Annotated in this window: 22 protein-coding genes; 17 read left to right on the forward strand and 5 right to left on the reverse strand. The window is 61.0% G+C overall.

The window, feature by feature from the left end:
• Positions 1-59: 59 nt before the first annotated feature.
• On the forward strand, positions 60-1,481 hold the full coding sequence (locus CXQ82_RS12260) for a PLP-dependent aminotransferase family protein (RefSeq protein WP_101269241.1): 1,422 nt from the start codon (positions 60-62) through the stop codon (positions 1,479-1,481).
• 272 nt (positions 1,482-1,753) lie between these two features.
• Here the strand turns inward: CXQ82_RS12260 and CXQ82_RS12265 are convergent, their stop codons facing one another.
• Together CXQ82_RS12265 and CXQ82_RS31250 are read right to left on the reverse strand one after the other, a co-directional pair.
• On the reverse strand, positions 1,754-2,662 hold the full coding sequence (locus CXQ82_RS12265) for a MurR/RpiR family transcriptional regulator (protein WP_017735816.1): 909 nt from the start codon (positions 2,660-2,662) through the stop codon (positions 1,754-1,756).
• 83 nt (positions 2,663-2,745) lie between these two features.
• On the reverse strand, positions 2,746-2,949 hold the full coding sequence (locus CXQ82_RS31250; RefSeq protein WP_133250602.1) for a hypothetical protein: 204 nt from the start codon (positions 2,947-2,949) through the stop codon (positions 2,746-2,748).
• On the opposite strand from CXQ82_RS31250, the gene iolC reads away from it, so the two are divergent.
• The 14 genes from iolC (at position 2,948) to CXQ82_RS12330 (ending at position 18,764) form a co-directional block, all read left to right on the forward strand.
• Complete coding sequence (iolC, locus tag CXQ82_RS12270) at positions 2,948-4,885, forward strand: 5-dehydro-2-deoxygluconokinase (RefSeq protein WP_101269243.1); 1,938 nt, start codon at positions 2,948-2,950, stop codon at positions 4,883-4,885. The genes CXQ82_RS31250 and iolC overlap by 2 nt on opposite strands.
• Before the next feature lie 177 nt (positions 4,886-5,062).
• Positions 5,063-5,953: a myo-inosose-2 dehydratase gene (gene iolE, locus CXQ82_RS12275; RefSeq protein WP_101269245.1), complete on the forward strand. Its 891-nt coding sequence runs from the start codon at positions 5,063-5,065 to the stop codon at positions 5,951-5,953.
• Entirely contained in the window at positions 5,953-6,741 is a 789-nt protein-coding gene (gene iolB, locus CXQ82_RS12280; RefSeq protein ID WP_101269247.1) for a 5-deoxy-glucuronate isomerase, read from the forward strand. Before iolE ends, iolB begins: the two co-directional genes overlap by 1 nt.
• Positions 6,742-6,766: 25 nt before the next feature.
• The gene (locus tag CXQ82_RS12285; protein WP_101269249.1) at positions 6,767-7,588 is read left to right on the forward strand and encodes a TIM barrel protein; all 822 of its coding nucleotides are present in this window, start codon (positions 6,767-6,769) and stop codon (positions 7,586-7,588) included.
• A gap of 148 nt (positions 7,589-7,736) precedes the next feature.
• Positions 7,737-9,668 (forward strand): 3D-(3,5/4)-trihydroxycyclohexane-1,2-dione acylhydrolase (decyclizing), encoded by a 1,932-nt coding sequence (gene iolD / locus CXQ82_RS12290; RefSeq protein WP_101269251.1) that lies wholly within the window; start codon positions 7,737-7,739, stop codon positions 9,666-9,668.
• Positions 9,669-9,687: 19 nt separating this feature from the next.
• Positions 9,688-10,698 (forward strand): Gfo/Idh/MocA family protein, encoded by a 1,011-nt coding sequence (locus CXQ82_RS12295; RefSeq protein WP_101269253.1) that lies wholly within the window; start codon positions 9,688-9,690, stop codon positions 10,696-10,698.
• 155 nt (positions 10,699-10,853) lie between these two features.
• The gene (locus CXQ82_RS12300) at positions 10,854-11,882 is read left to right on the forward strand and encodes a Gfo/Idh/MocA family oxidoreductase (protein WP_101269255.1); all 1,029 of its coding nucleotides are present in this window, start codon (positions 10,854-10,856) and stop codon (positions 11,880-11,882) included.
• 128 nt (positions 11,883-12,010) lie between these two features.
• The gene (locus CXQ82_RS31415; RefSeq protein WP_163034651.1) at positions 12,011-12,187 is read left to right on the forward strand and encodes a hypothetical protein; all 177 of its coding nucleotides are present in this window, start codon (positions 12,011-12,013) and stop codon (positions 12,185-12,187) included.
• A 48-nt stretch (positions 12,188-12,235) separates the two neighbouring features.
• Positions 12,236-13,165, forward strand: coding sequence for a sugar ABC transporter substrate-binding protein (locus CXQ82_RS12305; RefSeq protein ID WP_101269257.1), 930 nt, complete (start codon positions 12,236-12,238; stop codon positions 13,163-13,165).
• 65 nt (positions 13,166-13,230) lie between these two features.
• Positions 13,231-14,784, forward strand: coding sequence for a sugar ABC transporter ATP-binding protein (locus CXQ82_RS12310; RefSeq protein ID WP_101269259.1), 1,554 nt, complete (start codon positions 13,231-13,233; stop codon positions 14,782-14,784).
• A gap of 31 nt (positions 14,785-14,815) precedes the next feature.
• On the forward strand, positions 14,816-15,838 hold the full coding sequence (locus CXQ82_RS12315; protein WP_094952516.1) for an ABC transporter permease: 1,023 nt from the start codon (positions 14,816-14,818) through the stop codon (positions 15,836-15,838).
• A 422-nt stretch (positions 15,839-16,260) separates the two neighbouring features.
• Entirely contained in the window at positions 16,261-16,665 is a 405-nt protein-coding gene (locus tag CXQ82_RS12320; protein WP_010564800.1) for a TraR/DksA C4-type zinc finger protein, read from the forward strand.
• Positions 16,666-17,212: 547 nt separating this feature from the next.
• Positions 17,213-18,445 carry a methyl-accepting chemotaxis protein gene (locus CXQ82_RS12325; protein WP_371917357.1) on the forward strand — a complete coding sequence of 411 codons (1,233 nt, stop codon included), beginning with the start codon at positions 17,213-17,215 and terminating at the stop codon, positions 18,443-18,445.
• A gap of 115 nt (positions 18,446-18,560) precedes the next feature.
• Positions 18,561-18,764 carry a hypothetical protein gene (locus CXQ82_RS12330; RefSeq protein WP_101269264.1) on the forward strand — a complete coding sequence of 68 codons (204 nt, stop codon included), beginning with the start codon at positions 18,561-18,563 and terminating at the stop codon, positions 18,762-18,764.
• 7 nt (positions 18,765-18,771) lie between these two features.
• Here CXQ82_RS12330 and CXQ82_RS12335 read toward each other — a convergent pair whose 3' ends face one another.
• The 3 genes from CXQ82_RS12335 to CXQ82_RS12345 all read right to left on the reverse strand — a co-directional run bounded on the left by CXQ82_RS12335 (position 18,772) and on the right by CXQ82_RS12345 (position 19,698).
• The gene (locus tag CXQ82_RS12335) at positions 18,772-19,008 is read right to left on the reverse strand and encodes a DUF2789 domain-containing protein (protein ID WP_101269266.1); all 237 of its coding nucleotides are present in this window, start codon (positions 19,006-19,008) and stop codon (positions 18,772-18,774) included.
• 73 nt (positions 19,009-19,081) lie between these two features.
• Positions 19,082-19,312: a hypothetical protein gene (locus tag CXQ82_RS12340; protein WP_101269268.1), complete on the reverse strand. Its 231-nt coding sequence runs from the start codon at positions 19,310-19,312 to the stop codon at positions 19,082-19,084.
• A gap of 110 nt (positions 19,313-19,422) precedes the next feature.
• Complete coding sequence (locus tag CXQ82_RS12345; protein ID WP_163034650.1) at positions 19,423-19,698, reverse strand: hypothetical protein; 276 nt, start codon at positions 19,696-19,698, stop codon at positions 19,423-19,425.
• 418 nt (positions 19,699-20,116) lie between these two features.
• Between CXQ82_RS12345 and CXQ82_RS12350 the strand changes: the two genes are divergently transcribed.
• Positions 20,117-20,566, forward strand: a complete 450-nt coding sequence (locus CXQ82_RS12350) for a hypothetical protein (RefSeq protein WP_177409954.1) — start codon at positions 20,117-20,119, stop codon at positions 20,564-20,566.
• Positions 20,567-20,698: 132 nt separating this feature from the next.
• Entirely contained in the window at positions 20,699-21,715 is a 1,017-nt protein-coding gene (locus tag CXQ82_RS12355) for an ABC transporter substrate-binding protein (protein ID WP_101269273.1), read from the forward strand.
• The last annotated feature ends 70 nt before the right edge of the window (positions 21,716-21,785 follow it).

Consider the following 21,785-nt stretch of genomic DNA (forward strand, 5'->3'; position numbering starts at 1 on the left):
TCTATTGGCTTTGTGGTTTAATCCTTAGAGCCATTTAACCCAATAAAGATTGGACCACTATGAGCCGAGGAAAAGCCGCTTCTGCCCTGGACCTGCCACGTCCCGACAGCTTGCACACAGGCAAGCAGCAGGGTGCCTACGAGGCCTTGCGCGCGGCTATTCTGACCCGGCAGTTGCCGGCGGGCAGCCGCTTGCCGTCGACCCGCAGCCTGGCCGAGCGCTGGCAGGTGTCCCGTGGCACGCTGGAAGCGGCGTTCGAGCGGCTGCACAGCGAAGGGTATGTGCAGCGGGTGGCGGGGTCGGGCACGCGGGTGTGTGCGGTGATCCCCGAGCAATTTATCGCCGCCGCACTCCCTCATCCCAAGCCGCGCCGCGAGGTGCAAGTGGACCGCCCGCAAACGGGCGTGCAGAGCCACGTGCCCTTCGTTGCGCGGCGCCCGGATGCCAGCCTGTTCGACTTGAAAACCTGGGCCCGGTGTATCTCCCGTGGCCTGCTCGCGGTCGGCCCCGGTGCGCTCGAGGCGGCGCACCCGGCGGGCTTGCCTGAGCTGCGCGCGCAGATCGCCGAATACTTGCGCAGCCATCGCGGCATGCACTGCGAAGCGGATGAAGTGATCGTCACCACGGGCATTCGCCATGCCCTCGACCTGATCGCGCGCACGCTGCTCACACCCGGCGATATTGCCTGTGTCGAGGACCCCGGTTACCCACCGGCGCGGCGTCTGTTCGCGTTGGCGGGCGCGCAGGTGCAGGCGATTGCCGTGACGGCCGAGGGGCTCGAGACCGCGCAACTGCCCGAGCGCGCGCGGCTGGCCTACGTCACCCCGGCGCACCAGGCGCCGCTGGGCATGACCTTGTCGGTATCGCGCCGCCTGGCGCTGCTGGACTGGGCCTCACGCGCCGATGCCTGGGTGGTGGAAGACGACTACGACAGCGAATACAACTACAACAGCGCGCCCCTGGCGGCCCTTAAATCCCTGGATGGCGGCGACCGGGTGATCTACTGCGGCAGCTTCAACAAGAACCTGTTTCCCGGTTTGCGCGTGGGGTTCATGGTGGTACCCACCGCTTTGCGCCGACCGTTAATGCGCACCCTGCAACTGACCGGGCATTCGGTGGGCGTCACCGATCAGTTGGGCTTGATCGAATTTCTCGGCAGCGGCGCCTTTGTGCGCCACTTGCGCGCCTCGCGCCAGGCTTACCAGGCGCGGCGCGATACGCTGCTCGAATGCCTCGGCGGACGCTGGGCCGTCAGCGGCCAACAGGCCGGATTGCATTTTGTGCTGTGGTTACCAGCGGGTGTGGCAGAAGAGGATTTCTGCACCCGCGCCGCGGCCGTCGGCTTGACCCTGCAAGGGTTGGGCAAGTTTTGCGTCAACGCGCGCCTGCCGCCGGCGGTGATCATCGGCTACACCGCGTTGACGCTGGCGCAGATCCGTTTTCATGGCCGAGTGCTCACGCAATTGTTGATGGTGGCTTAACTGGCTTCACCGCGGCCAGCAGGCTTGTAGTGGTCAGCATGCTCATTGTGGTTAGCAGACTTATTGTGGTTAGCGGGCTTGCCCGCGTTGGGCTGCGAAGCGGCCCCAATAAGGCCACCGCGTTACTCCAGGTAGGACGCGGCGGCTGGTTTTAGGGCCGCTTCGCGCCCCCAACGCGGGCAAGCCCGCTCGCCACAACAAGCTCACTTGACACAACAAGCCCACTTGCCACAACAAGCTCACTTGCTACAACAAGCCCGCTCGCCACAGGCTCAGTCATCAAACCCGACCTGCTCATGAATCTCATCCACCTTCAATTCCAACCGGTACGCCACCGCAATAAACAGCGCTTGGCACAGGCACAAGGTGGCGCTCAACGAGCGGAACGCAAACGATGAGCCTTCATTCACCAATAGCACCGCGTTTGCCCGTTTGGCCAGGGGCGACAGGTTGCTGTCGGTGATGATCAGGGTCTTGGCCTGATGATGTTGGGCGATGCGCAGACAATGCTGCGTCTCTTTGCCGTAGGGCGTAAAGCTGATCGCAATCACCAGGTCATTGGCGCGCACGCTGCGCATCTGCTCGCGATAACTGCCGCCCAGGCCCGAGATCAGGTGGATACGCTTGTTGGTGTGCTGCAGGTTGTAGACCAGGTAATCGGCCACGGCAAAGGAGCGGCGCACGCCGACCACGTAGATGTTGTCGGCGTTGACCACCAGGTCCACGGCCTTGTCGAACGCCACATCATCCAGCTCCAGCCCCAGCCGTTCGATGCCGGACAGGGTGGCATTCACGCATTCGCGCGCCAGGTCACCGCCGCTGGCCTTCTGCGACTTGTTGGCGATCATGCTGCGAATGCGCTGCTGGTAGTTCTGCACCGGCGTGGTCTTGTGGGTGTAGGCCTCGCGGAACAGCGCCTGCATCTCACTGAAGCCGCTGAAACCGAAACGCTGGGAAAAGCGCACGATGGCCGACGGGTGCACTTCACACTCGCGGGCGATATCGCTGATGCGGTCCACCATGATCCGGTCGCTTTGCTGGCTCATGTAGCTGGCGATGCGTTTGAGCTGGCGCGGCAGGCTCTCGTATTCGTCGGTAATCAGCTGCAACAGACGTTCGGCATTGATCGGAGGGCTGGCGACTGTGTCTTCCAGGGTGGTCTCGGGATCGGTGCGGGACATGGGCAATCCTTCTGGCGTTGTTCTTCTGATGCGCTGATGGGTAGGGCAAGTCTACAGGGTAGGCGCAAAAAAATACCCCGGCATCACGGCCCGCGTGGCCTGCTGAAACGATGCACGGCGGCTGGCATGCCATTATGCTGGCTTATTGGAAAAAATATTCCACTAAAAATAATTATGGAATAAATATTGATTGCGGCCGCCGGACGTTCTAGTCTGCTCCCACCAAGAGCGTTTGCCGTCGCCACGGCGGCACAACGCAGGCTGATAAAAATAACAGGAGCCAGCATGGGCCAGACTCGTTTTGCCAGTGGGCGTCAATTGGATCTGATTTGCCTGGGGCGCCTGGGCGTCGATCTCTACGCGCAGCAAGTAGGTGCGCGGCTTGAGGACGTGTCCAGCTTCGCCAAATACCTCGGCGGTTCCTCCGCCAACATCGCCTTCGGCACGGCCCGCCTGGGCCTGCGTTCGGCGATGTTGAGCCGGGTAGGGGACGACCATATGGGTCGCTTCCTGGTGGAGTCCCTGGCCCGTGAAGGCTGCGATGTCAGCGGCATCAAGGTCGACCCGGAACGCCTCACCGCGCTGGTGCTGCTGGGCCTCAAGGACCGCGAAACCTTCCCGCTGGTGTTCTACCGCGAAAACTGCGCCGACATGGCCCTGCGCGCCGAAGACATCAACGAAGCCTATATTGCCTCCAGTAAGGCCTTGCTGATCACCGGCACGCATTTCTCCACCGACAGCGTGTACAAGGCCAGCATCCAGGCCCTGGATTACGCGGCCAAGCACAACGTCAAGCGTGTCCTCGATATTGACTACCGCCCGGTGCTGTGGGGCCTGGCGGGCAAGGCCGATGGCGAGACGCGGTTTGTGGCCGACCAGAATGTCAGCCAGCACGTGCAGAAAATCCTGCCGCGGTTTGACCTGATCGTTGGCACCGAGGAAGAATTTTTGATCGCCGGCGGCAGTGAAGACCTGCTCACCGCGCTGCGCACCGTGCGCGAACTGACCCCGGCGACCCTGGTAGTCAAGCTCGGCCCGCAGGGCTGCACGGTGATCCACGGCGCCATCCCTGCGCGCCTGGAAGACGGCGCGATCTACCCCGGTGTACGGGTTGAAGTGCTCAACGTGCTGGGCGCTGGCGATGCCTTTATGTCGGGCTTCCTCAGTGGCTGGCTGAACGATGCCAGCGATGAGCGTTGCAGCCAGCTGGCCAATGCCTGCGGCGGCCTGGTGGTGTCGCGCCACGCCTGCGCACCGGCGATGCCGACCCCTGCCGAACTGGATTACCTGTTCAACAGCCCGGTGCCGATTACCCGGCCCGACCAGGACCTGACCCTGCAACGCCTGCACCGTGTCAGCGTGCCGCGCAAGGCCTGGAAGCAGTTGTTCGTGTTCGCCTTCGACCACCGCTGGCAACTGGTGGACCTGGCGCAAAAAGGCGGCCAGGACCCGGCACGCATCAGTGATATCAAGCAGCTGTTTATCCAGGCCATCGAGCGCGTGGAAACCAAGTTGGCCGAGCAGGGCGTCGAGGCTGACGTGGGCTTGTTGGCCGACCAACGCTTCGGCCAGGACGCGCTCAACGCCGCCAGCGGTCGTGGTTGGTGGATCGCGCGCCCGGTAGAAGTGCAGAACTCACGTCCGCTGGCGTTCGAGCATGGTCGTTCGATCGGCAGCAACCTGATCGCCTGGCCCCAGGAGCAAATCATCAAGTGCCTGGTGCAATACCACCCCGACGACGAGCCGATGCTGCGCCTGGAGCAGGAAGCGCAGCTCAAGGCGGTGTACGAGGCGTCCCTGGTCAGCGGCCATGAGTTGCTGCTGGAAGTCATCCCGCCCAAGGATCACCCGTCGACTTACCCCGATGTGCTCTACCGCAGCCTCAAGCGCCTGTACAACCTGGGCATCTACCCGGCGTGGTGGAAGATCGAAGCGCAGTCGGCCGAGGATTGGAAAAAGCTCGACGAACTGATCCATGAACGTGATCCGTACTGCCGTGGCGTGGTGCTGTTGGGCCTGAATGCGTCGGCCGAATTTCTTGCCGATGGCTTCCAGCAAGCCAGTCAAAGCACCACCTGCCGTGGGTTTGCCGTGGGCCGCACGATTTTCCAGGCGCCGAGCAAGGCATGGATGGCGGGGGAAATTGATGATGAAACCCTGATTCAGCAGGTGCAGGCCACGTTCGAACAGCTGATCAACGCCTGGCGCAGTGCTCGAACCTAAACACGCTTCTTAATGTGAAATACATTCAAATGTGGGAGGGGGCTTGCCCCCGATAGCGGTAGTTCAGTTACAGAAGTGTTGCCTGACACTCCGCTATCGGGGGCAAGCCCCCTCCCACATAAAGCAGAAAGCAGAAAGCAGATCTCAGTAATACCTGAAAATAATAAAGGTGCAGCCATGCCCGCAATCCGAATTGGCATCAACCCGATCTCCTGGAGCAACGACGACCTGCCGGCCCTGGGCGGTGAAACGCCCTTGAGCACTGCCTTGAGCGAGGGCAAGGAGATCGGCTACGAAGGTTTTGAACTCAACGGCAAATTCCCCAAGGATGCCAAGGGCGTCGGCGACGTGCTGCGCCCGTATGACCTGGCGCTGGTGTCCGGCTGGTATTCCAGCCGCTTGGCGCGGCGCTCGGTCGCGGAGGAAATCGAGGCCATCGCCGGTCACGTCGAGCTGCTGAAGCAGAACGGCGCCAAGGTGCTGGTGTACGGCGAAGTTGCCGATTCGATCCAGGGCTCACGCATCCGTCTGATCGAACGCCCGCGTTTCCACAGTGAGCAGGCCTGGCAGGACTACGCCGACAAACTCACTGAACTGGCGCGATTCACCCTGTCCCAGGGCGTGCGCCTGGCCTACCACCACCATATGGGCGCTTACGTCGAAGCCCCGGAAGACATCGACCAACTGATGCGCCGTACCGGCCCGGAAGTCGGCTTGCTGTTCGATTCGGGCCACTGCTACATGGGCGGCGGTGAGCCTCTGGAGGTGCTGCGCAAACACATCGAGCGTGTATGCCACGTGCATTTCAAGGACGTGCGCAAGCCGGTGGTGCAACTGGCGCGCAACCAGATGTGGAGCTTCCCGGACTGCATCGTCAACGGCACCTTCACTGTGCCCGGCGACGGTGATATCGACTTTGCGCCGTTGCTCGATGAACTGTTGGCCGCCAAGTACGAAGGGTGGCTGGTGGTGGAAGCCGAGCAGGACCCGGCGGTGGCGCCCAGCTATATCTACGCGAAAAAGGGGTATGACACCCTGCGCGCGCTTCTCAGTGAGAGGACTAAGTGATGAGCCTGTTGGTTAAAAGCAGCAAACGCGGGCAAACCATGGTTGCCCTGGAAGAAGGCCGTCTGGAGTACGTAGGGTTCAAAGCCTACCGCCTGAGCCTGGGCGAGACCTTGCCGGTCAGCGCCGGTGACCAAGAACTGTGCCTGGTGCTGCTCAGCGGCCGGGTGAATATCCAGGGTGAAGGTTTCAACTGGCAGAACCTCGGGGATCGCCAGTCGGTGTTCGAAGAAAAATCGCCGTTCGCTGCGTACCTGCCGCCCGGTACCGATGCCCAGGTCAGCGCTTTGAGCGATGTGCAGATTGCCGTCTGCGCCGCGCCGGGTGCCGAAGGGTACACGCCTCGCCTGATCCGCCCCGAGGACTGCAAGCGCAGCGTGCGCGGCAAAGGCGCCAACACCCGCTACGTGTGCGACATCCTGCCGGACACTTCACCGGCCCACTCGCTGTTGGTGGTGGAAGTGCGCACGCCGTCCGGGCATTCGTCGAGCTACCCGCCGCACAAGCACGACACCGACGACCTGCCGCACCAGAGCTTCCTGGAAGAAACCTACTACCACCAGATCAACCCACCCCAGGGCTTTGTGTTCCAACGGGTGTACACCGACGATCGCAGCATCGACCAGGCCATGGCCGTGGAAAACAGCGACCTGGTGGTGGTGCCCAAGGGGTATCACCCGGTCAGCGTGCCCTATGGCTACGAGTCCTACTACCTGAACGTGATGGCCGGCCCCAAACGTGCCTGGCATTTCCACAACGACCCGCAGCACAGCTGGCTGCTGGACCTTTAACCGGTTTGGACGGAGAACAACAATAATGAAGTCGCCTCTACGCTTTGCCCTGAACCGCATGGTCGCGCCCAACCTGTCCCTGCCGGATTTCATCCAGTTGGCGGCCGCGCTCAAGTGCGATGCCATTGAGATCCGCAACGACCTCAAGAATCGCGAAATCGAGTACGGCACCCCGGCCAGCCGCGTGCGTGAATTGTGCGCTGAGCAGAGCATCACGGTGCTGTCGATCAACGCGCTGTACCCCTTTGATGTGTGGAACGACGAACGCCGCGCCCAGGCGCTCGAACTGGCGACGTACGCCCGTGAATGCGGGGCCCAGGGCCTGGTGATGTGCCCACTCAACGAACCCGGCGACACCCGCAACGACGCCCAGCGTGCCGCCGGTTTACGCACAGCGTTGAGCGAGCTGGCGCCGATCCTGCGCGAGCATGGGATTCTCGGGTTCGTCGAACCCCTGGGCTTCGAAGAGTCGGCCCTGCGCCGCAAACGCGTGGCGGTGGACGCGATCAAGTCCATCGGTGGCCTGGATGTGTTCCGCGTGGTGCACGACACCTTCCACCACCACCTGGCCAACGAGCATGAGTTCTTCCCCGAACTGACCGGGCTGGTGCATATCTCCGGCGTGGAGGATGCCGAGGCGCCGCTCAATTCGATCCGCGACGGCCACCGCGTGCTGGTGGGCGAGGGCGATATCCTCGGCAATGCCGCGCAGATCGACACCTTGCTCAGCAGCGGTTACAGCGGCTACTTGTCGTTCGAGCCATTTGCGACCAGCGTGCATGAACTGGCCGATATCCAGCAGGCCATCGGCGCAAGCATCGCCCATTTGCAAGCCCCCCGGACCTGACGCCGGCCAAAGTGTGGGGGCGGGCTTGCTCGCGAATGCGCTGTATCAGTTGAAGAATTTGTATCTGACACAGCGCATTCGCGAGCAAGCCCGCTCCCACATTGGATCACTGTTGATCGACAGATTTGCATTCATACAAGGTGCGAACATGACCACAACACGATTGACCATGGCCCAGGCCCTGGTGAAGTTTCTGGATAACCAATACATCGAAGTCGACGGCGTGCAGAGCAAGTTTGTCGCCGGAGTCTTCACCATTTTCGGCCACGGTAACGTGCTGGGCCTGGGCCAGGCCCTGGAGCAGGACAGTGGTGACCTGGTGGTGCACCAGGGCCGCAACGAGCAGGGCATGGCCCACGCCGCCATCGGGTTTGCCAAGCAGCACCTGCGCCGCAAGATCTATGCGTGCACGGCCTCGGTAGGCCCGGGGGCGGCGAATATGCTCACCGCCGCCGCGACTGCCACGGCCAACCGTATCCCGTTGCTGCTGTTGCCGGGCGACGTCTACGCCAGCCGCCAGCCCGACCCGGTGCTGCAGCAGATCGAGCAGTTCCACGACCTGAGCATCAGCACCAACGACGCGTTCCGTTCGGTGAGCAAATACTGGGACCGCATCAACCGCCCCGAACAGTTGATGACGGCGGCGATCCACGCCATGCGCGTGCTCACCGACCCTGCGGAAACCGGTGCGGTGACCCTGGCCTTGCCTCAGGACGTGCAGGCCGAGGCCTGGGACTACCCCGACTATTTCCTGCAAAAGCGTGTGCACCGCATCGATCGTCGCCCGGCCACGGCGGCGATGATCGGCGACGCGCTGGCCGCCTTCCGAGGCAAGCGCAAACCGCTGATTATCTGTGGTGGCGGGGTCAAGTATTCCGGTGCGAATGCCGCGTTGCAGGCCTTTGCCGAGCGCTTTGATATTCCCTTCGCCGAAACCCAGGCGGGCAAGAGCGCGGTAGTTTCAAGCCACCCGCTGAACCTCGGCGGTATTGGCGAAACCGGCTGCCTGGCGGCCAACCTGTTGGCGCCGGAGGCGGATCTGATCATTGGTATCGGCACCCGCTATACCGACTTCACCACCTCGTCGAAATCGCTGTTCAAACACGCCGACGTGAAGTTCCTCAACCTCAATATCAGCCCTGCCGACGCCTTGAAGCTGGACGCTGTGCAGGTACTGGCCGACGCTCAGGTCGCCCTCGAAGCGTTGGCCGACGCCTTGGGCGATTACCGTTCCGGCTGGGGCGAGCAGATCGCGTATGCCAAGGCACAGCTGGAGGCCGAGGTGGATCGCGTGCATCAGGTGGAATATGCGGGTGATGGCTTCGTCCCCGAGGTCGACGACCACCTGGACCGTGCGGTACTGCGCGAATTTATCGAGTTGACCGGCTCCTGCCTTACCCAAAGCCGCGTGCTCGGTGTGCTCAATGCAAGCCTGGCCGACGACGCAATTATCGTCGCGGCCGCCGGCAGCCTGCCCGGCGACTTGCAGCGCGCCTGGCGCAGCAAGGGCGTGAACACCTACCACGTCGAATACGGTTATTCGTGCATGGGTTACGAGATCAACGCCGCACTCGGCGTAAAGCTGGCCGAGCCGAGCAAAGAGGTGTACGCCCTGGTCGGCGATGGCTCCTACATGATGCTGCACTCGGAGCTGGCCACCTCGATTCAGGAACGGCGCAAGATCAACGTGGTGCTCCTCGATAACATGGCGTTCGGCTGCATCAACAACCTGCAGATCGGCAATGGCATGGACAGCTTCGGCACCGAATTCCGCTACCGCAACCCCGAGAGCGGCAAGCTCGACGGCGGCCTGGTGCCGGTGGATTTTGCCATGAGCGCGGCGGCCTATGGCTGCAAGACCTACAAGGTCAGCACCGTGGAGCAGTTGGAAGCCGCCCTGGCGGATGCGCGCACGCAAAGCGTGTCCACCCTGATCGATATCAAGGTATTGCCCAAGACCATGATCCACGGCTACCTGTCGTGGTGGCGGGTGGGCGTGGCGCAGGTGTCCACCAGCGAACGCACGAACGCCGCGGCAAAAAAACTCAATGAACACCTGGCGAAGGCCCGGCAGTACTAATAACAAGAGGAGTGTTTGTATGTCGTTGAAGCTTGGAGTGATCGGTACCGGTGCCATCGGCCGTGACCATATTCGTCGTTGCAGCCAGACCCTGCTCAACAGTCAGGTGGTGGCGGTCACCGACATTAACCTTGAGCAAGCGGCCAAGGTGGTGGCTGATTTGACGCTGGACGCCGAGGTGTACCCGGACGGCCATGCGCTGATCAATTCGCCGCAGGTCGAGGCGGTGCTCGTGACCTCCTGGGGCCCGAGCCACGAAGAATTCGTGCTGGCGGCCATCGCCGCCGGCAAACCGGTGTTCTGCGAAAAGCCCTTGGCCGTCACCGCCGAAGGCTGCCGCAAGATCGTCGAGGCCGAAGTGGCGCACGGCAAGCGCCTGGTGCAAGTGGGCTTCATGCGCCCGTACGACGAAGGCTACCGCGCCCTCAAGGCCGTGATCGACAGCGGCCAGATCGGCGAACCGTTGATGCTGCATTGCGCGCACCGTAACCCGACGGTGGGCGAGAACTACAAGACCGACATGGCGATCACTGACACGCTGATCCACGAGCTGGACGTGCTGCGCTGGTTGCTCAACGACGATTACGTGTCGGTGCAGGTGGTATTCCCGCGCAAGACCAGCAAGGCCTTGGCGCACCTGCGCGACCCGCAAATCGTGCTGCTGGAAACCGCCAAGGGCACGCGTATCGACGTGGAAGTGTTTGTGAACTGTCAGTACGGCTACGACATCCAGTGCGAAGTGGTGGGGGAGACCGGTATCGCCAAATTGCCGGAACCTTCGCAGGTGCAATTGCGCAGCGAGGCGAAGTTGTCCAATGCCATCCTGATGGACTGGAAGGATCGCTTTATCGGTGCCTATGACGTGGAGTTGCAAGCCTTCATTGATAGCGTGCGCGCCGGGCAAGTCGGTGGGCCGTCGGCGTGGGATGGGTTTGCGGCGGCGGTGGCGGCGGATGCGTGTATTGAAGCGCAGGCGAGTGAGCAGATTGTGAAAGTCAGCCTGCCGGAGCGTCCGCACTTCTACGGCTAAGTCACAGCTCCACTGACGAAATACGGTCAATGTGGGAGCTGGCTTGCCTGCGATTGCGGTCTGTCAGTGGCAGATTCGTTGCCTGATACACCGCTATCGCAGGCAAGCCAGCTCCCACCTTTGATCCGATTTCCAATTCAAGAGGGAATCTAATCATGCGAATCGGACTAGTCGGCTACGGCCATGGAGGGCGCTTTTTTCATGCGCCGCTGATTGCAACACTGCCCGGCGCCACGTTCGTCGGTGTCGTCACCCGTTCCCCCGAGCGTCGCCAGCAATTGGCAACCGACCACCCAGGTCTCAAGGCCTTCGATTCCATCGGCCAGATCGTCGAAGCCGGCGTTGACGCGTTGGTCATCTCCACCACCCTCAAAGGCCGCCCGGCCCTGGTGCTGGAAGCCATCGAACATGGCGTCGCCGTGGTCAGCGACAAACCCTTTGCCGCCAATGCTGAACAGGCCCAGGCGCTGATCACTGCCGCCGAGCGCCATGAGGTGCTGCTGAGCGTTTACCAGAACCGGCGCTGGGACTCGGATTACCTGACCCTGCGCAAACTCATCGATGCCGGCGCCCTGGGCAGTATCAGCCGTTTCGAATCCCGCGTGGAGCGCTATAGCCCGCAGGCCGTGGGCAATGCCAGTGGCGGCGGGTGGCTGCGCGACTTGGGTAGCCACTTGGTGGACCAGGCGCTGCAACTGTTTGGCCCGGTGGACCGGGTGTTTGCGCAGCTGCACTACAGCAGAGAACACCCTACGCTGGACCACGGTTTCTTCGTTTCCCTGACCCACGCCAACGGGGTGATTTCCCATCTATGGGGCAATGCCCTGCAAAACAGCCAGGCCCCGCGTTTTCGCGTAAGTGGCAGTTTGGGCTGCTACACCGTGGACGGGCTGGATGGCCAGGAAGAGGCGCTGATGGCCGGCAAGTCGCCGAAAACCGAAGGTGAGCACTGGGGCGCCGAGGAGCATCGCCGCTGGGGCTGGTTCGAGCAAGGTCCGGAACGCGAACGCGTGCCGTCGGAGAAGGGCTGCTGGACACAGTTCTACCGCCAGTTGCAAACCGCTGTGCAAGGGCAGGGGCCATTGCCGGTGGATGCCTATGACGCGCTGGAAACCACCCGTATATTGGACGCCGCACGCCTCAGCGCCGAGCGCCAGCAAGTGGTTTCAACAAAAATAGAATAAAATTCTAAAACAGGTTGATATGGAAATTATTTTCCAATAAAGTCTTTTCCAGGTTGCATAAAGTACGTCTTGGACTCGATCCCGGCGACTCAACAAAAACAAGATCAAAAACAACCAGGTACCGTCAGATGAAAATCTTCAACGCTGTACTGCGAGTTTTACGCCCTGCCCACACGCCACGCGGTCTGCCCCGCGCCCGGCCGTTCTACTTCTCCTTCCTTAATGTGCTGTGCGTCGAAAATCACGGCGCGCTGGTCTGCTGCATCCCTGGCGCCCCGGTCGTCCGACTGCCCGCCGAGCTCTGATAAACGCAACGTCCAAAAAACCAACAAGAAAGTGGAGACAGACCGTTCATGAAGACCCCGATCCGTTTTACCGCGCTGGCCCTGTCCATGCTGCTCGCCAGCGGAGTTGCCGCGGCTGCCGACCTGAAGATAGGCGTGAGTATGTCCGCCTTCGATGACACCTTCCTGACCTACCTGCGCGAGGACATGGACAAGCAAGCCAAGTCCTACCCCAAGGGTGACGGCGTGCAGCTGCAGTTCGAAGACGCCCGCGCCGACGTGGTGAAGCAACTTAGCCAGGTCGAGAACTTTATCAGCCAGAAGGTCGACGCGATCATCGTCAACCCGGTGGACACCGCCTCGACGGCCAACATCATCAAGGCCGCCACCGCCGCGAAAATCCCGCTGGTGTTCGTCAACCGCCGCCCGGATAGCCCAACCCTGGCCCCAGGCGTCGCCGCCGTGACCTCCGATGACGTCGAGGCCGGCAAGCTGCAAATGCAGTACATCGCCGAAAAACTCGGTGGCAAGGGCAACATCGTGATCCTGCTGGGTGACCTGGCGAACAACTCCACCACCAACCGCACCAAAGGTGTGAAGGAAGTCCTGACCAAGTACCCCGGCATCAAGGTTGAACAGGAACAGACCGGTATCTGGCTGCGTGACAAGGGCATGACCCTGGTCAACGACTGGCTGACCCAGGGCCGCGACTTCCAGGCGGTACTGTCGAATAACGACGAAATGGCCATCGGTGCCGCCATGGCGCTGAAGTCGGCAGGCAAAAAAGGCGTATTGATTGCCGGTGTCGACGGCACGCCGGACGGCTTGAACGCGATCACCAAGGGTGACATGACCGTGTCGGCGTTCCAGGATGCCAAGGGCCAGGCGGACAAGTCGGTGGAAACTGCGCGCAAGATGGCCAAGAACGAGCCCATCGAGCAGAACGTGGTGATCCCGTTCCAGCTGATCACGCCGGACAACGTCAAAGACTTCAAGTAGCCCCTACATAACAACAATAAACCGGCAGGGCGGTCGTGCCCGCCTTGCCGATGGAGTACCTCCCTATGCTCGCTCATGCCGCTGTGTCGCAGCCCCCCGGTGTCCAGCCGTTGCCGCTGGACGAACCCTACCTGCTGGAAATCGTCAACATCAGCAAAGGCTTTCCCGGCGTCGTGGCCCTGGCCGACGTGCAGCTGCGGGTGCGCCCCGGCACCGTGCTGGCGCTGATGGGTGAGAACGGTGCGGGCAAGTCGACGCTGATGAAAATCATCGCCGGCATCTATCAGCCGGACGCCGGTGAAATCCGCCTGCGGGGCAAGCCGATCGTGTTTGAAACACCCCTGGCGGCGCAAAAGGCCGGGATCGCGATGATCCACCAGGAACTCAACCTGATGCCGCACATGAGCATCGCCGAAAATATCTGGATCGGCCGCGAGCAGCTCAACAGCCTGCACATGGTCAACCACCGCGAAATGCACCGCTGCACCGCCGAGTTGCTGGCGCGCCTGCGCATCAACCTCGACCCGGAAGAGCACGTGGGCAACCTGAGCATTGCCGAGCGGCAGATGGTCGAGATTGCCAAGGCGGTGTCCTACGACTCCGACATCCTGATCATGGATGAACCGACTTCCGCCATTACCGAGAAGGAAGTGGCCCACCTGTTTTCGATCATTGCCGACCTCAAGTCCCAGGGCAAAGGCATCGTCTACATCACGCACAAAATGAACGAAGTGTTTGCCATCGCCGATGAAGTGGCGGTGTTCCGCGACGGTCACTACATCGGCCTGCAACGCGCCGACAGCATGAACAGCGACAGCCTGATCTCGATGATGGTCGGCCGTGAGCTGAGCCAGCTGTTCCCGGTGCGTGAGACGCCCATCGGCGAGCTGTTGCTGTCGGTGCGCGACCTGCGCCTGGACGGGGTGTTCAAGGACGTGTCCTTCGACCTGCATGCCGGAGAGATCCTCGGCATCGCCGGCTTGATGGGCTCCGGCCGCACCAATGTGGCGGAAACGATTTTTGGCATCACCCCAAGCGACGGCGGGCAAATCAGCCTCGACGGCAAGCCGGTGCGCATCAGCGACCCGCACATGGCCATCGAGAAAGGCTTTGCGCTGCTGACCGAGGACCGCAAGCTCAGTGGCCTGTTCCCGTGCCTGTCGGTGCTGGAGAACATGGAGATGGCGGTGCTGCCGCATTATTCGGGCAACGGTTTTATCCAGCAGAAAGCCCTGCGCGCGCTGTGCGAAGACATGTGCAAGAAGCTGCGGGTGAAGACGCCGTCGCTGGAGCAGTGCATCGACACCTTGTCCGGCGGCAATCAGCAAAAGGCCTTGCTGGCGCGCTGGCTGATGACCAACCCACGCTTGCTGATTCTCGATGAGCCGACCCGTGGCATCGACGTCGGCGCCAAGGCCGAGATTTACCGGTTGATCTCCTTCCTCGCCAGCGAGGGCATGGCGGTAATCATGATTTCCTCGGAGCTGCCCGAAGTGCTGGGCATGAGCGACCGGGTGATGGTGATGCACGAGGGCGAATTGATGGGCACCCTGGACCGCGCGGATGCGACCCAGGAAAAAGTCATGCAGTTGGCCTCGGGTATGACCGCGGTCCACTGAAGAATTGCACAGAATAAGAAGGTGATTGGCTATGAACGCAATAACAGACAACAAGCCTGCCACGGCCCCGGTCAAGAACCGGCGGCGACTGCCGACCGAGCTGAGCATCTTCCTGGTGCTGATCGGCATCGGCCTGGTGTTTGAGGTGTTCGGCTGGATCGTGCGCGACCAGAGTTTCCTGATGAACTCCCAGCGCCTGGTGCTGATGATCCTGCAAGTGTCGATCATCGGCCTGCTGGCCATCGGCGTGACCCAGGTGATCATCACCACCGGGATTGACTTGTCCTCGGGCTCGGTGCTGGCGCTGTCGGCGATGATCGCCGCCAGTTTGGCGCAGACCTCCGACTTTTCCCGCGCGGTGTTCCCGTCCCTGACCGACTTGCCGGTGTGGATTCCGGTGGCGATGGGCCTGGGTGTCGGGCTGCTGGCGGGGGCGATCAACGGCAGCATCATTGCCGTCACCGGTATCCCACCGTTCATTGCGACCCTGGGCATGATGGTCTCGGCCCGTGGCCTGGCGCGTTACTACACCGAAGGCCAGCCGGTGAGCATGCTCTCGGATTCCTACACGGCCATCGGCCATGGCGCGATGCCAGTGATCATCTTCCTGGTGGTGGCGGTGATCTTCCACATTGCCCTGCGCTACACCAAGTACGGCAAGTACACCTACGCCATCGGCGGCAACATGCAGGCGGCGCGCACCTCGGGGATCAACGTCAAGCGTCACCTGATCATCGTCTACAGCATCGCCGGTTTGCTCGCAGGCCTGGCCGGTGTGGTGGCTTCGGCCCGCGCTGCGACCGGCCAGGCGGGCATGGGCATGTCCTATGAACTGGATGCGATTGCCGCCGCGGTGATCGGTGGCACCAGCCTGGCAGGCGGAGTAGGGCGCATCACCGGCACCGTGATCGGCGCGCTGATCCTCGGGGTGATGGCCAGCGGGTTTACCTTTGTAGGCGTGGATGCGTATATCCAGGACATCATCAAGGGTTTGATCATCGTGGTCGCTGTGGTGATCGACCAATACCGTAACAAGCGCAAACTCAAGCGCTGAATGAACTTGAGCCTGGTGCAGGTCTAAATGTGGGAGGGGGCTCGCCCCCGATGACGGCAGGTCAGTTGATAAATCTGTTGGCTGAGATACCGTCATCGGGGGCAAGCCCCCTCCCACATTTGATAATCACCCGGCAGATCCAACCGTTTGTCTTCTATATAGCTCCACAAACTTGAATTTCTTGCTATAAACGCACTCCGATAACCATTCGCCAAGCCCGTCCTGGTGCCTTTTGGGGTTATATCGGAAAAAATGCCTGTCTTTTCAGTTGCTGCGCCCTCAAGTCGGCCTTAGACTGCCGCCCCTCGTAAATTGAGTGCCGGGTGGCGCTTGGAATGGACGGCGCCTTTCCGAGACCTGCAGAGGTCGGCCGGAACGCTCCCTTATTCGCCTTAATGCACGTATTTTTTATAGAGAAATCAATGACAAAGGAAAAGTTGCTGGCCATGCCGGCGGATGACTACATGAATGCCGAACAGCACGCTTTTTTTGAGCAGCTGCTGCAAGACATGAAAGTGGAACACCATGAGCGCATTGAACAGAACCGTATCGCCATTGAAAGCCTGGACACCCCGGCTGACCCGGCCGACGCCGCTTCCGTTGAAGAAGAGCGTACCTGGCTGGTGAACGCCATCGACCGCGACCAGCGCATGCTGCCGCAGCTCGAACGTGCACTGGAACGCATCAAGGAAGACTCCTTTGGCTGGTGCGACGACAGCGGCGAGCCTATCGGCCTCAAGCGCCTGCTGATCAGCCCGACCACCAAATACTGCATCGAAGCGCAAGAGCGCCACGAGCAGATCGACAAGCACCAGCGCCAAGCCTGATGCGCTGAAGCTGGGGCGCCGCGCATTCGGCGCCCCAGGGATATGCCCCGTTACACCCCGTCTATTGATCTGCTGCAAGCCACCCCACTAAAGGCCCATGGATAATGGCCCGATAGTGGCGTTTAATGCAGCGACAATAATGACAAGCAGTGGGGTGACGAAGATGGCTGGAGACGGATCTCTGATGGGCGCAGCAGTGCCACCGCAACCGGTGGTGCGCGGGTTGCCCGGCTGGCTGACGCCGCTCATGCAGAGCATCGCCCTGGTGCTGGTACTGCTGGGCCTGGCGTTTGCCAGCCTGCCGATATACCTCTGCCTGCCGCTGGCCTTGCTGGTGATCTGGCTGCCCAACCTTAAACACCGCGCCCCGCGCATTGCACCGGCCGAGGCCAGTGATGCGATTGGCGAGCTGACTCGCGATCTGTCCTACACCACCAGCCACAATGCGCTCTCTGCTGCCGGCGTGGCCTTCTCGGTCAAGCAACTGGCGGCGCGCCTGCAGTCACAACTGGGCGCGGCCAAGCAGATTGTCAGCAGTGCCGAGGTGATGATCGGCACCGAGAAGATCACCTCGCAACTCAGCCGTGAGGCCCTGCAAGCGGCCAGCCAGGCGCATCGGCGCAGTACCGAAGGCCGGGAAGTGCTGGCGCAGTCGATCAGCCGTATGCATCAGCTCAGCCAGCGTGCGAATGCCAGTCGCGAGCTGATCGAAGCCTTGAGCCAGCGCAGCGAGGAAATCCAGCGGGTGACCCTGGTGATTCAGTCCATCGCCAGCCAGACCAACCTGCTGGCGCTTAACGCTGCCATTGAAGCGGCGCGCGCCGGTGAACACGGGCGTGGGTTTGCCGTGGTGGCAGATGAAGTGCGTGGGTTGGCGGGCCGCACGGCCACGGCTACCGATGAAGTCGGCGTGATGGTCGCTGATATCCAGCAACGCACCGCCCAGGTAGTGGAGCAGATTCGCCAGCTCTCGGCCGACCTGCACACCGGCGTCGAGCAGGTTGAGCATGCCGGCGAGCAACTGCAAAGCATCGCCAGCCTGGCTGCGGATGTGGAAGGCCAGGTCAATGAAATCGCCCAGGGCACCGACACCAACCGTGCCCAGCTCGACAGCCTGTTCCATGCGGTGGAGCAAATGCGCAGCGACCTGGCCGTGAGCGACCAGCAAACCCGCCAGTTGGCCGAGGCTGCCGTACAGATGGAAGGGCAGGCCGAAACCATCAGCGAGCGTCTGGCGGAAGTCGGCTTGGATGACTATCACCAGCGCGTCTACGACCTGGCGCGCGAAGGCGCGAGCCGGATCGCTGCGCAATTCGAGGCCGATGTGCAGCAAAACCGCATCAGCCTGGATGACTTGTTCAACCGCAGCTATACGCCGATCCCCAACACCCACCCAAGCAAATTCCACAGCCGTTTCGACGGCTACACCGACCAAGTGTTGCCGGCCATTCAGGAAGCGTTGCTGCCACGCCACGAAGGCCTGGTGTTCGCCATCGCCTGCACGCCCCAAGGCTATGTGCCTACGCACAACAAGGCGTTTTCCCAGGCGCTGACCGGCGACGCCCAAGTGGACGCGGTTCAAAACCGTACCAAACGTAAATTCGAAGACCGTACCGGCATCCGCTGCGGCAGCCATCAGCAAGCGGTCTTGTTGCAGACCTATACCCGTGACACCGGCGAGCTGATGCACGACCTGTCGGTGCCGATCATGGTCAACGGCCGGCATTGGGGCGGGTTGCGCCTGGGCTATAAACCGGAAGGGGCCAAGGGCGGGCGCTAGGGATTATTGCCGTTTATGCAATGGAGCTATTCCGGGGATAGCTTTTTCTAACTGGAGGAAAACCGTAGCATGGCCAACATTGTTAGCCAGCTAACTAATGTTACGGAGAAGCTCCATGCAAACCAAAGTCGATGTCGCCGTGATGATTGGCAGTGGCGTCCCACCAACCCTGCGTGCATTGGGCCAGCGAGCCTGTTGGGTGGTGCTGCTCAACGGTGAGCAGCGCGGCACTGCGTTCGCCAGCCGCGATGAGGCTGAGGAATGCAGGGCTGCCTGGCAGGCACTGTTGCGTCTGGAGCGTTCAGACAGCCTGCATTGATGGGGGCTCAGTGCGGCTGATGCAGGCGTTGGTTCAGCTCATCCACCGCCATTGCCCAGTCCGCGTCGTCGCGAAGCTCTTCCTTGAGGAACTGGGCTTGCTGGGGTGACCAGAAGGGCGCATCGATCAGCTTCACGTCTTCCGGCAGAGGATGCGCGACAATAAACGCATCGATGGCTTCCGGGGATGAATCCAGGCCCAATTGTTCGAACAGGGTTTCCAGGGTAGGGATTGGCGCGTCCATATCGTTCTCCATGCAAGGGTGTGGGCGTTATGCATGGGAGGCTTGTGACGCGGCATAGTTCTGTTGGAAGTCTTCAGGCGTTCAGTGCGCCTGCATCCACGGCGCTTTTAAGGGCCTGGGCGGCCTCTTTTCCGGCGATGGCGGCGGCTTCGACAGTTTTGAACCAGCGATCTTTTTCCACTTGGTGCGTGGTGATGGTGTTCAGCGGTGGCTTGGCCCGCATCACGATAACTGCCTGGAATTCGCCTTCAACCTCTCTTGCGTCGCCATGGATGAAAAATTCGCCGATATCAAATTCCGTCACGTAGAGCCTTCCCTTGGAGATAACTGCACTGGTAGAAACCTGGGCCAAAGGCACAAACTTCAGTGGACGGGCCAGTATGGCAGTTGTTGCGGGTCGGCGGCGCAGTAAAGTTATCGGGGTGACGAAACGATTCCACCGTGAGGTTCATGCAGGCTGGCTTCGAGTTTTTTTGCCAATTCACAGGCCTGGATGTGGTCACTGCGAAAGCCTTTGATTCGGCCGCTGAGCACTTCACGAATATGGAAAAAGTTTCTGCCGGCAGGTACGACTTGGTAAAGAACCGAATCCTGGCACCCATCGTTGCCCTGCAAAGGGTAGTATTGAGCCTCGTGCTGAATTGATGAGCGAGTGTGCGAAGGCATAGCGTGGTAGTGCGGTCGTTGCATGGCCTGCTCCTTTCGATCTATCCGGTTGACCCATCTGTAGCGTTTTGAGTAGTTTTGACCTGTGTAGCTGTTTTAGTATTGTCGTCGGCAGCCGACGCCTGGTTCCATGAGCGTGTATTTGTTTTTGTGTTGATGTCGGAAAACTGCATTTTTAATTGGGTTATTCTCTGAAGTTGGTCGGCCCGTATTCTCGGACCGTTGAACCTGTGATCTCCTGTGATGCCTGATGACCTTGCACAAGGTCCATCGCGTACACCTGTACTAGTCTTATGGCGCGACAGTGGGATCTCCTTCAGTTTTTTTTTCAGAAATACGCTGTGTGCTCGTGCCGTGATGGCCGGTTTTTTGTGCTGCCCGCGTTGGCGGGTGGCGCCTTTTTCGATGTGGGGGCGTTTCCTTGGCAGTCAGTAATCTGGATATGCACGCGTTGTTCGTGCTGGGTGATTTGCGCGCAAAGTTGGTAAAACTGTTTCAGTCCCGTTTTGTTTACGTCACAGAGCAGACGCCGGAAGGCATCTACATTGCCGAAATCGATACCGAGGCCGCGTTGGTGGTTGATGATAAACCCCGCCTTGAACTCAAAGTGGGTGATCATTTTCGTGCGGCGGTATTGCCCAGCCGGGAAGGCGGCAAGTTTGAATTGAAGTTCCGTGACATCAAGTTGACGGTGTATGGCTTGGGCGACTACGCGTTTGTTTCCTCGACCGAGGGCCAGGGCATTGTGTTTAAGGAAGGCCACAGCGTGATGCTGGTGTTCGCCGCCAATCAGCAACTGCAGGAAGGCCTGACCAAGACCCTCAAGGCCGTGACCGGCAAGGCCGCCAAGTGGCGCAAGGGTGAATTGGTAACCTTCAAGGCCAGCGAGTGATGCATAAACACCCGATACATTTTTATCTCCCGGAACCTCTACTACAGTTGAGTTGACTTAACTATTCAGAGGCTTCGCGCACACGCAGCAAAGCCGTCCGCTATTGGCCGCGATATTGCGAGGTGCGCAGGCATGAAACGTTTGAGAACGCTGTTGGCCGTGTCCCTGACGACCCTGGGGCTATCGGTGGCGCCGTTGCCGGCTTCGGCCGCCGAGGCCCCGATACATTTCGCCGATTTGAACTGGGAAAGCGGCAGCTTGATCACCGAAGTCTTGCGGGTGATTGTCGAGAAGGGCTACGACCTGCCCACCGACACCTTGCCTGGCACCACCATCACCCTGGAAACCGCCCTGGCCAAGAACGATATCCAGGTGATCGGCGAGGAATGGGCCGGCCGCAGCCCGGTGTGGGTCAAGGCCGAGGCCGAAGGCAAGGTGGTGGGCCTGGGCGACACGGTCAAGGGCGCCACCGAGGGCTGGTGGGTGCCGGAGTACGTGGTCAAGGGTGACCCGGCCAAAGGCATCAAGCCACTGGCCCCGGAACTCAAGAGCGTGAAGGATTTGGCGCGTTACAAGGACGTGTTCAAGGACCCGGAATCTCCAGGCAAGGGGCGTTTCCTCAACAGCCCCATCGGCTGGACCTCGGAAGTGGTCAACAAGCAGAAGCTCAAGGCCTACGGCCTGGACGACAGCTACGTGAATTTCCGCAGCGGCTCCGGTGCGGCACTGGATGCCGAAATCGCCTCATCCATCCGTCGCGGCAAGCCAGTGTTGTTCTATTACTGGTCGCCGACTCCGTTGATGGGCCGTTACAAGCTGATCCAACTGGAGGAACCACCCTTTGATGCCGAAGCGTGGAAAACACTCACGGACGCGGACAACCCGAATCCCAAGCCCACCCGTTCCCTGGCTTCCAAGTTGAGTATCGGGGTGTCCACGCCGTTCCAGAAGGCGCACCCGCAGATCGCCGAGTTCTTCGAGAAGGTCGAGTTTCCGATCGAGCCGCTGAACAAAGCCTTGGCCACCATGAGCGAGAACCACACCGCGCCACGGGATGTGGCGCAGGCGTTCCTCAAGGAACACCCGCAGGTGTGGAAAGCCTGGTTGACCGAGGACGTGGCGCAGAAGGTTGAGGCGAGCTTGAAGTAGTGTGGGAGGGAGCTTGCTCCCGATAGCGGTGGGTCAGATAAAAATTTGTCAACTGACACACCGCCATCGG

This window comes from Pseudomonas sp. S09G 359, from assembly GCF_002843605.1.
In the GTDB taxonomy this organism is placed as follows: Bacteria; Pseudomonadota; Gammaproteobacteria; order Pseudomonadales; family Pseudomonadaceae; genus Aquipseudomonas.

Excerpts from the sequence above, each read along its gene's own strand:
- CXQ82_RS12260 (WP_101269241.1), top strand. The coding sequence starts at position 60 with ATGAGCCGAGGAAAAGCCGCTTCTGCCCTGGACCTGCCACGTCCCGAC.
- CXQ82_RS12265 (WP_017735816.1), bottom strand. The coding sequence starts at position 2,662 with ATGTCCCGCACCGATCCCGAGACCACCCTGGAAGACACAGTCGCCAGC.
- iolC (WP_101269243.1), top strand. The coding sequence starts at position 2,948 with ATGGGCCAGACTCGTTTTGCCAGTGGGCGTCAATTGGATCTGATTTGC.
- CXQ82_RS31250 (WP_133250602.1), bottom strand. The coding sequence starts at position 2,949 with ATGCTGGCTCCTGTTATTTTTATCAGCCTGCGTTGTGCCGCCGTGGCG.
- iolE (WP_101269245.1), top strand. The coding sequence starts at position 5,063 with ATGCCCGCAATCCGAATTGGCATCAACCCGATCTCCTGGAGCAACGAC.
- iolB (WP_101269247.1), top strand. The coding sequence starts at position 5,953 with ATGAGCCTGTTGGTTAAAAGCAGCAAACGCGGGCAAACCATGGTTGCC.
- CXQ82_RS12285 (WP_101269249.1), top strand. The coding sequence starts at position 6,767 with ATGAAGTCGCCTCTACGCTTTGCCCTGAACCGCATGGTCGCGCCCAAC.
- iolD (WP_101269251.1), top strand. The coding sequence starts at position 7,737 with ATGACCACAACACGATTGACCATGGCCCAGGCCCTGGTGAAGTTTCTG.
- CXQ82_RS12295 (WP_101269253.1), top strand. The coding sequence starts at position 9,688 with ATGTCGTTGAAGCTTGGAGTGATCGGTACCGGTGCCATCGGCCGTGAC.
- CXQ82_RS12300 (WP_101269255.1), top strand. The coding sequence starts at position 10,854 with ATGCGAATCGGACTAGTCGGCTACGGCCATGGAGGGCGCTTTTTTCAT.
- CXQ82_RS31415 (WP_163034651.1), top strand. The coding sequence starts at position 12,011 with ATGAAAATCTTCAACGCTGTACTGCGAGTTTTACGCCCTGCCCACACG.
- CXQ82_RS12305 (WP_101269257.1), top strand. The coding sequence starts at position 12,236 with ATGAAGACCCCGATCCGTTTTACCGCGCTGGCCCTGTCCATGCTGCTC.
- CXQ82_RS12310 (WP_101269259.1), top strand. The coding sequence starts at position 13,231 with ATGCTCGCTCATGCCGCTGTGTCGCAGCCCCCCGGTGTCCAGCCGTTG.
- CXQ82_RS12315 (WP_094952516.1), top strand. The coding sequence starts at position 14,816 with ATGAACGCAATAACAGACAACAAGCCTGCCACGGCCCCGGTCAAGAAC.
- CXQ82_RS12320 (WP_010564800.1), top strand. The coding sequence starts at position 16,261 with ATGACAAAGGAAAAGTTGCTGGCCATGCCGGCGGATGACTACATGAAT.
- CXQ82_RS12325 (WP_371917357.1), top strand. The coding sequence starts at position 17,213 with ATGATCGGCACCGAGAAGATCACCTCGCAACTCAGCCGTGAGGCCCTG.
- CXQ82_RS12330 (WP_101269264.1), top strand. The coding sequence starts at position 18,561 with ATGCAAACCAAAGTCGATGTCGCCGTGATGATTGGCAGTGGCGTCCCA.
- CXQ82_RS12335 (WP_101269266.1), bottom strand. The coding sequence starts at position 19,008 with ATGGACGCGCCAATCCCTACCCTGGAAACCCTGTTCGAACAATTGGGC.
- CXQ82_RS12345 (WP_163034650.1), bottom strand. The coding sequence starts at position 19,698 with ATGCAACGACCGCACTACCACGCTATGCCTTCGCACACTCGCTCATCA.
- CXQ82_RS12350 (WP_177409954.1), top strand. The coding sequence starts at position 20,117 with ATGCACGCGTTGTTCGTGCTGGGTGATTTGCGCGCAAAGTTGGTAAAA.
- CXQ82_RS12355 (WP_101269273.1), top strand. The coding sequence starts at position 20,699 with ATGAAACGTTTGAGAACGCTGTTGGCCGTGTCCCTGACGACCCTGGGG.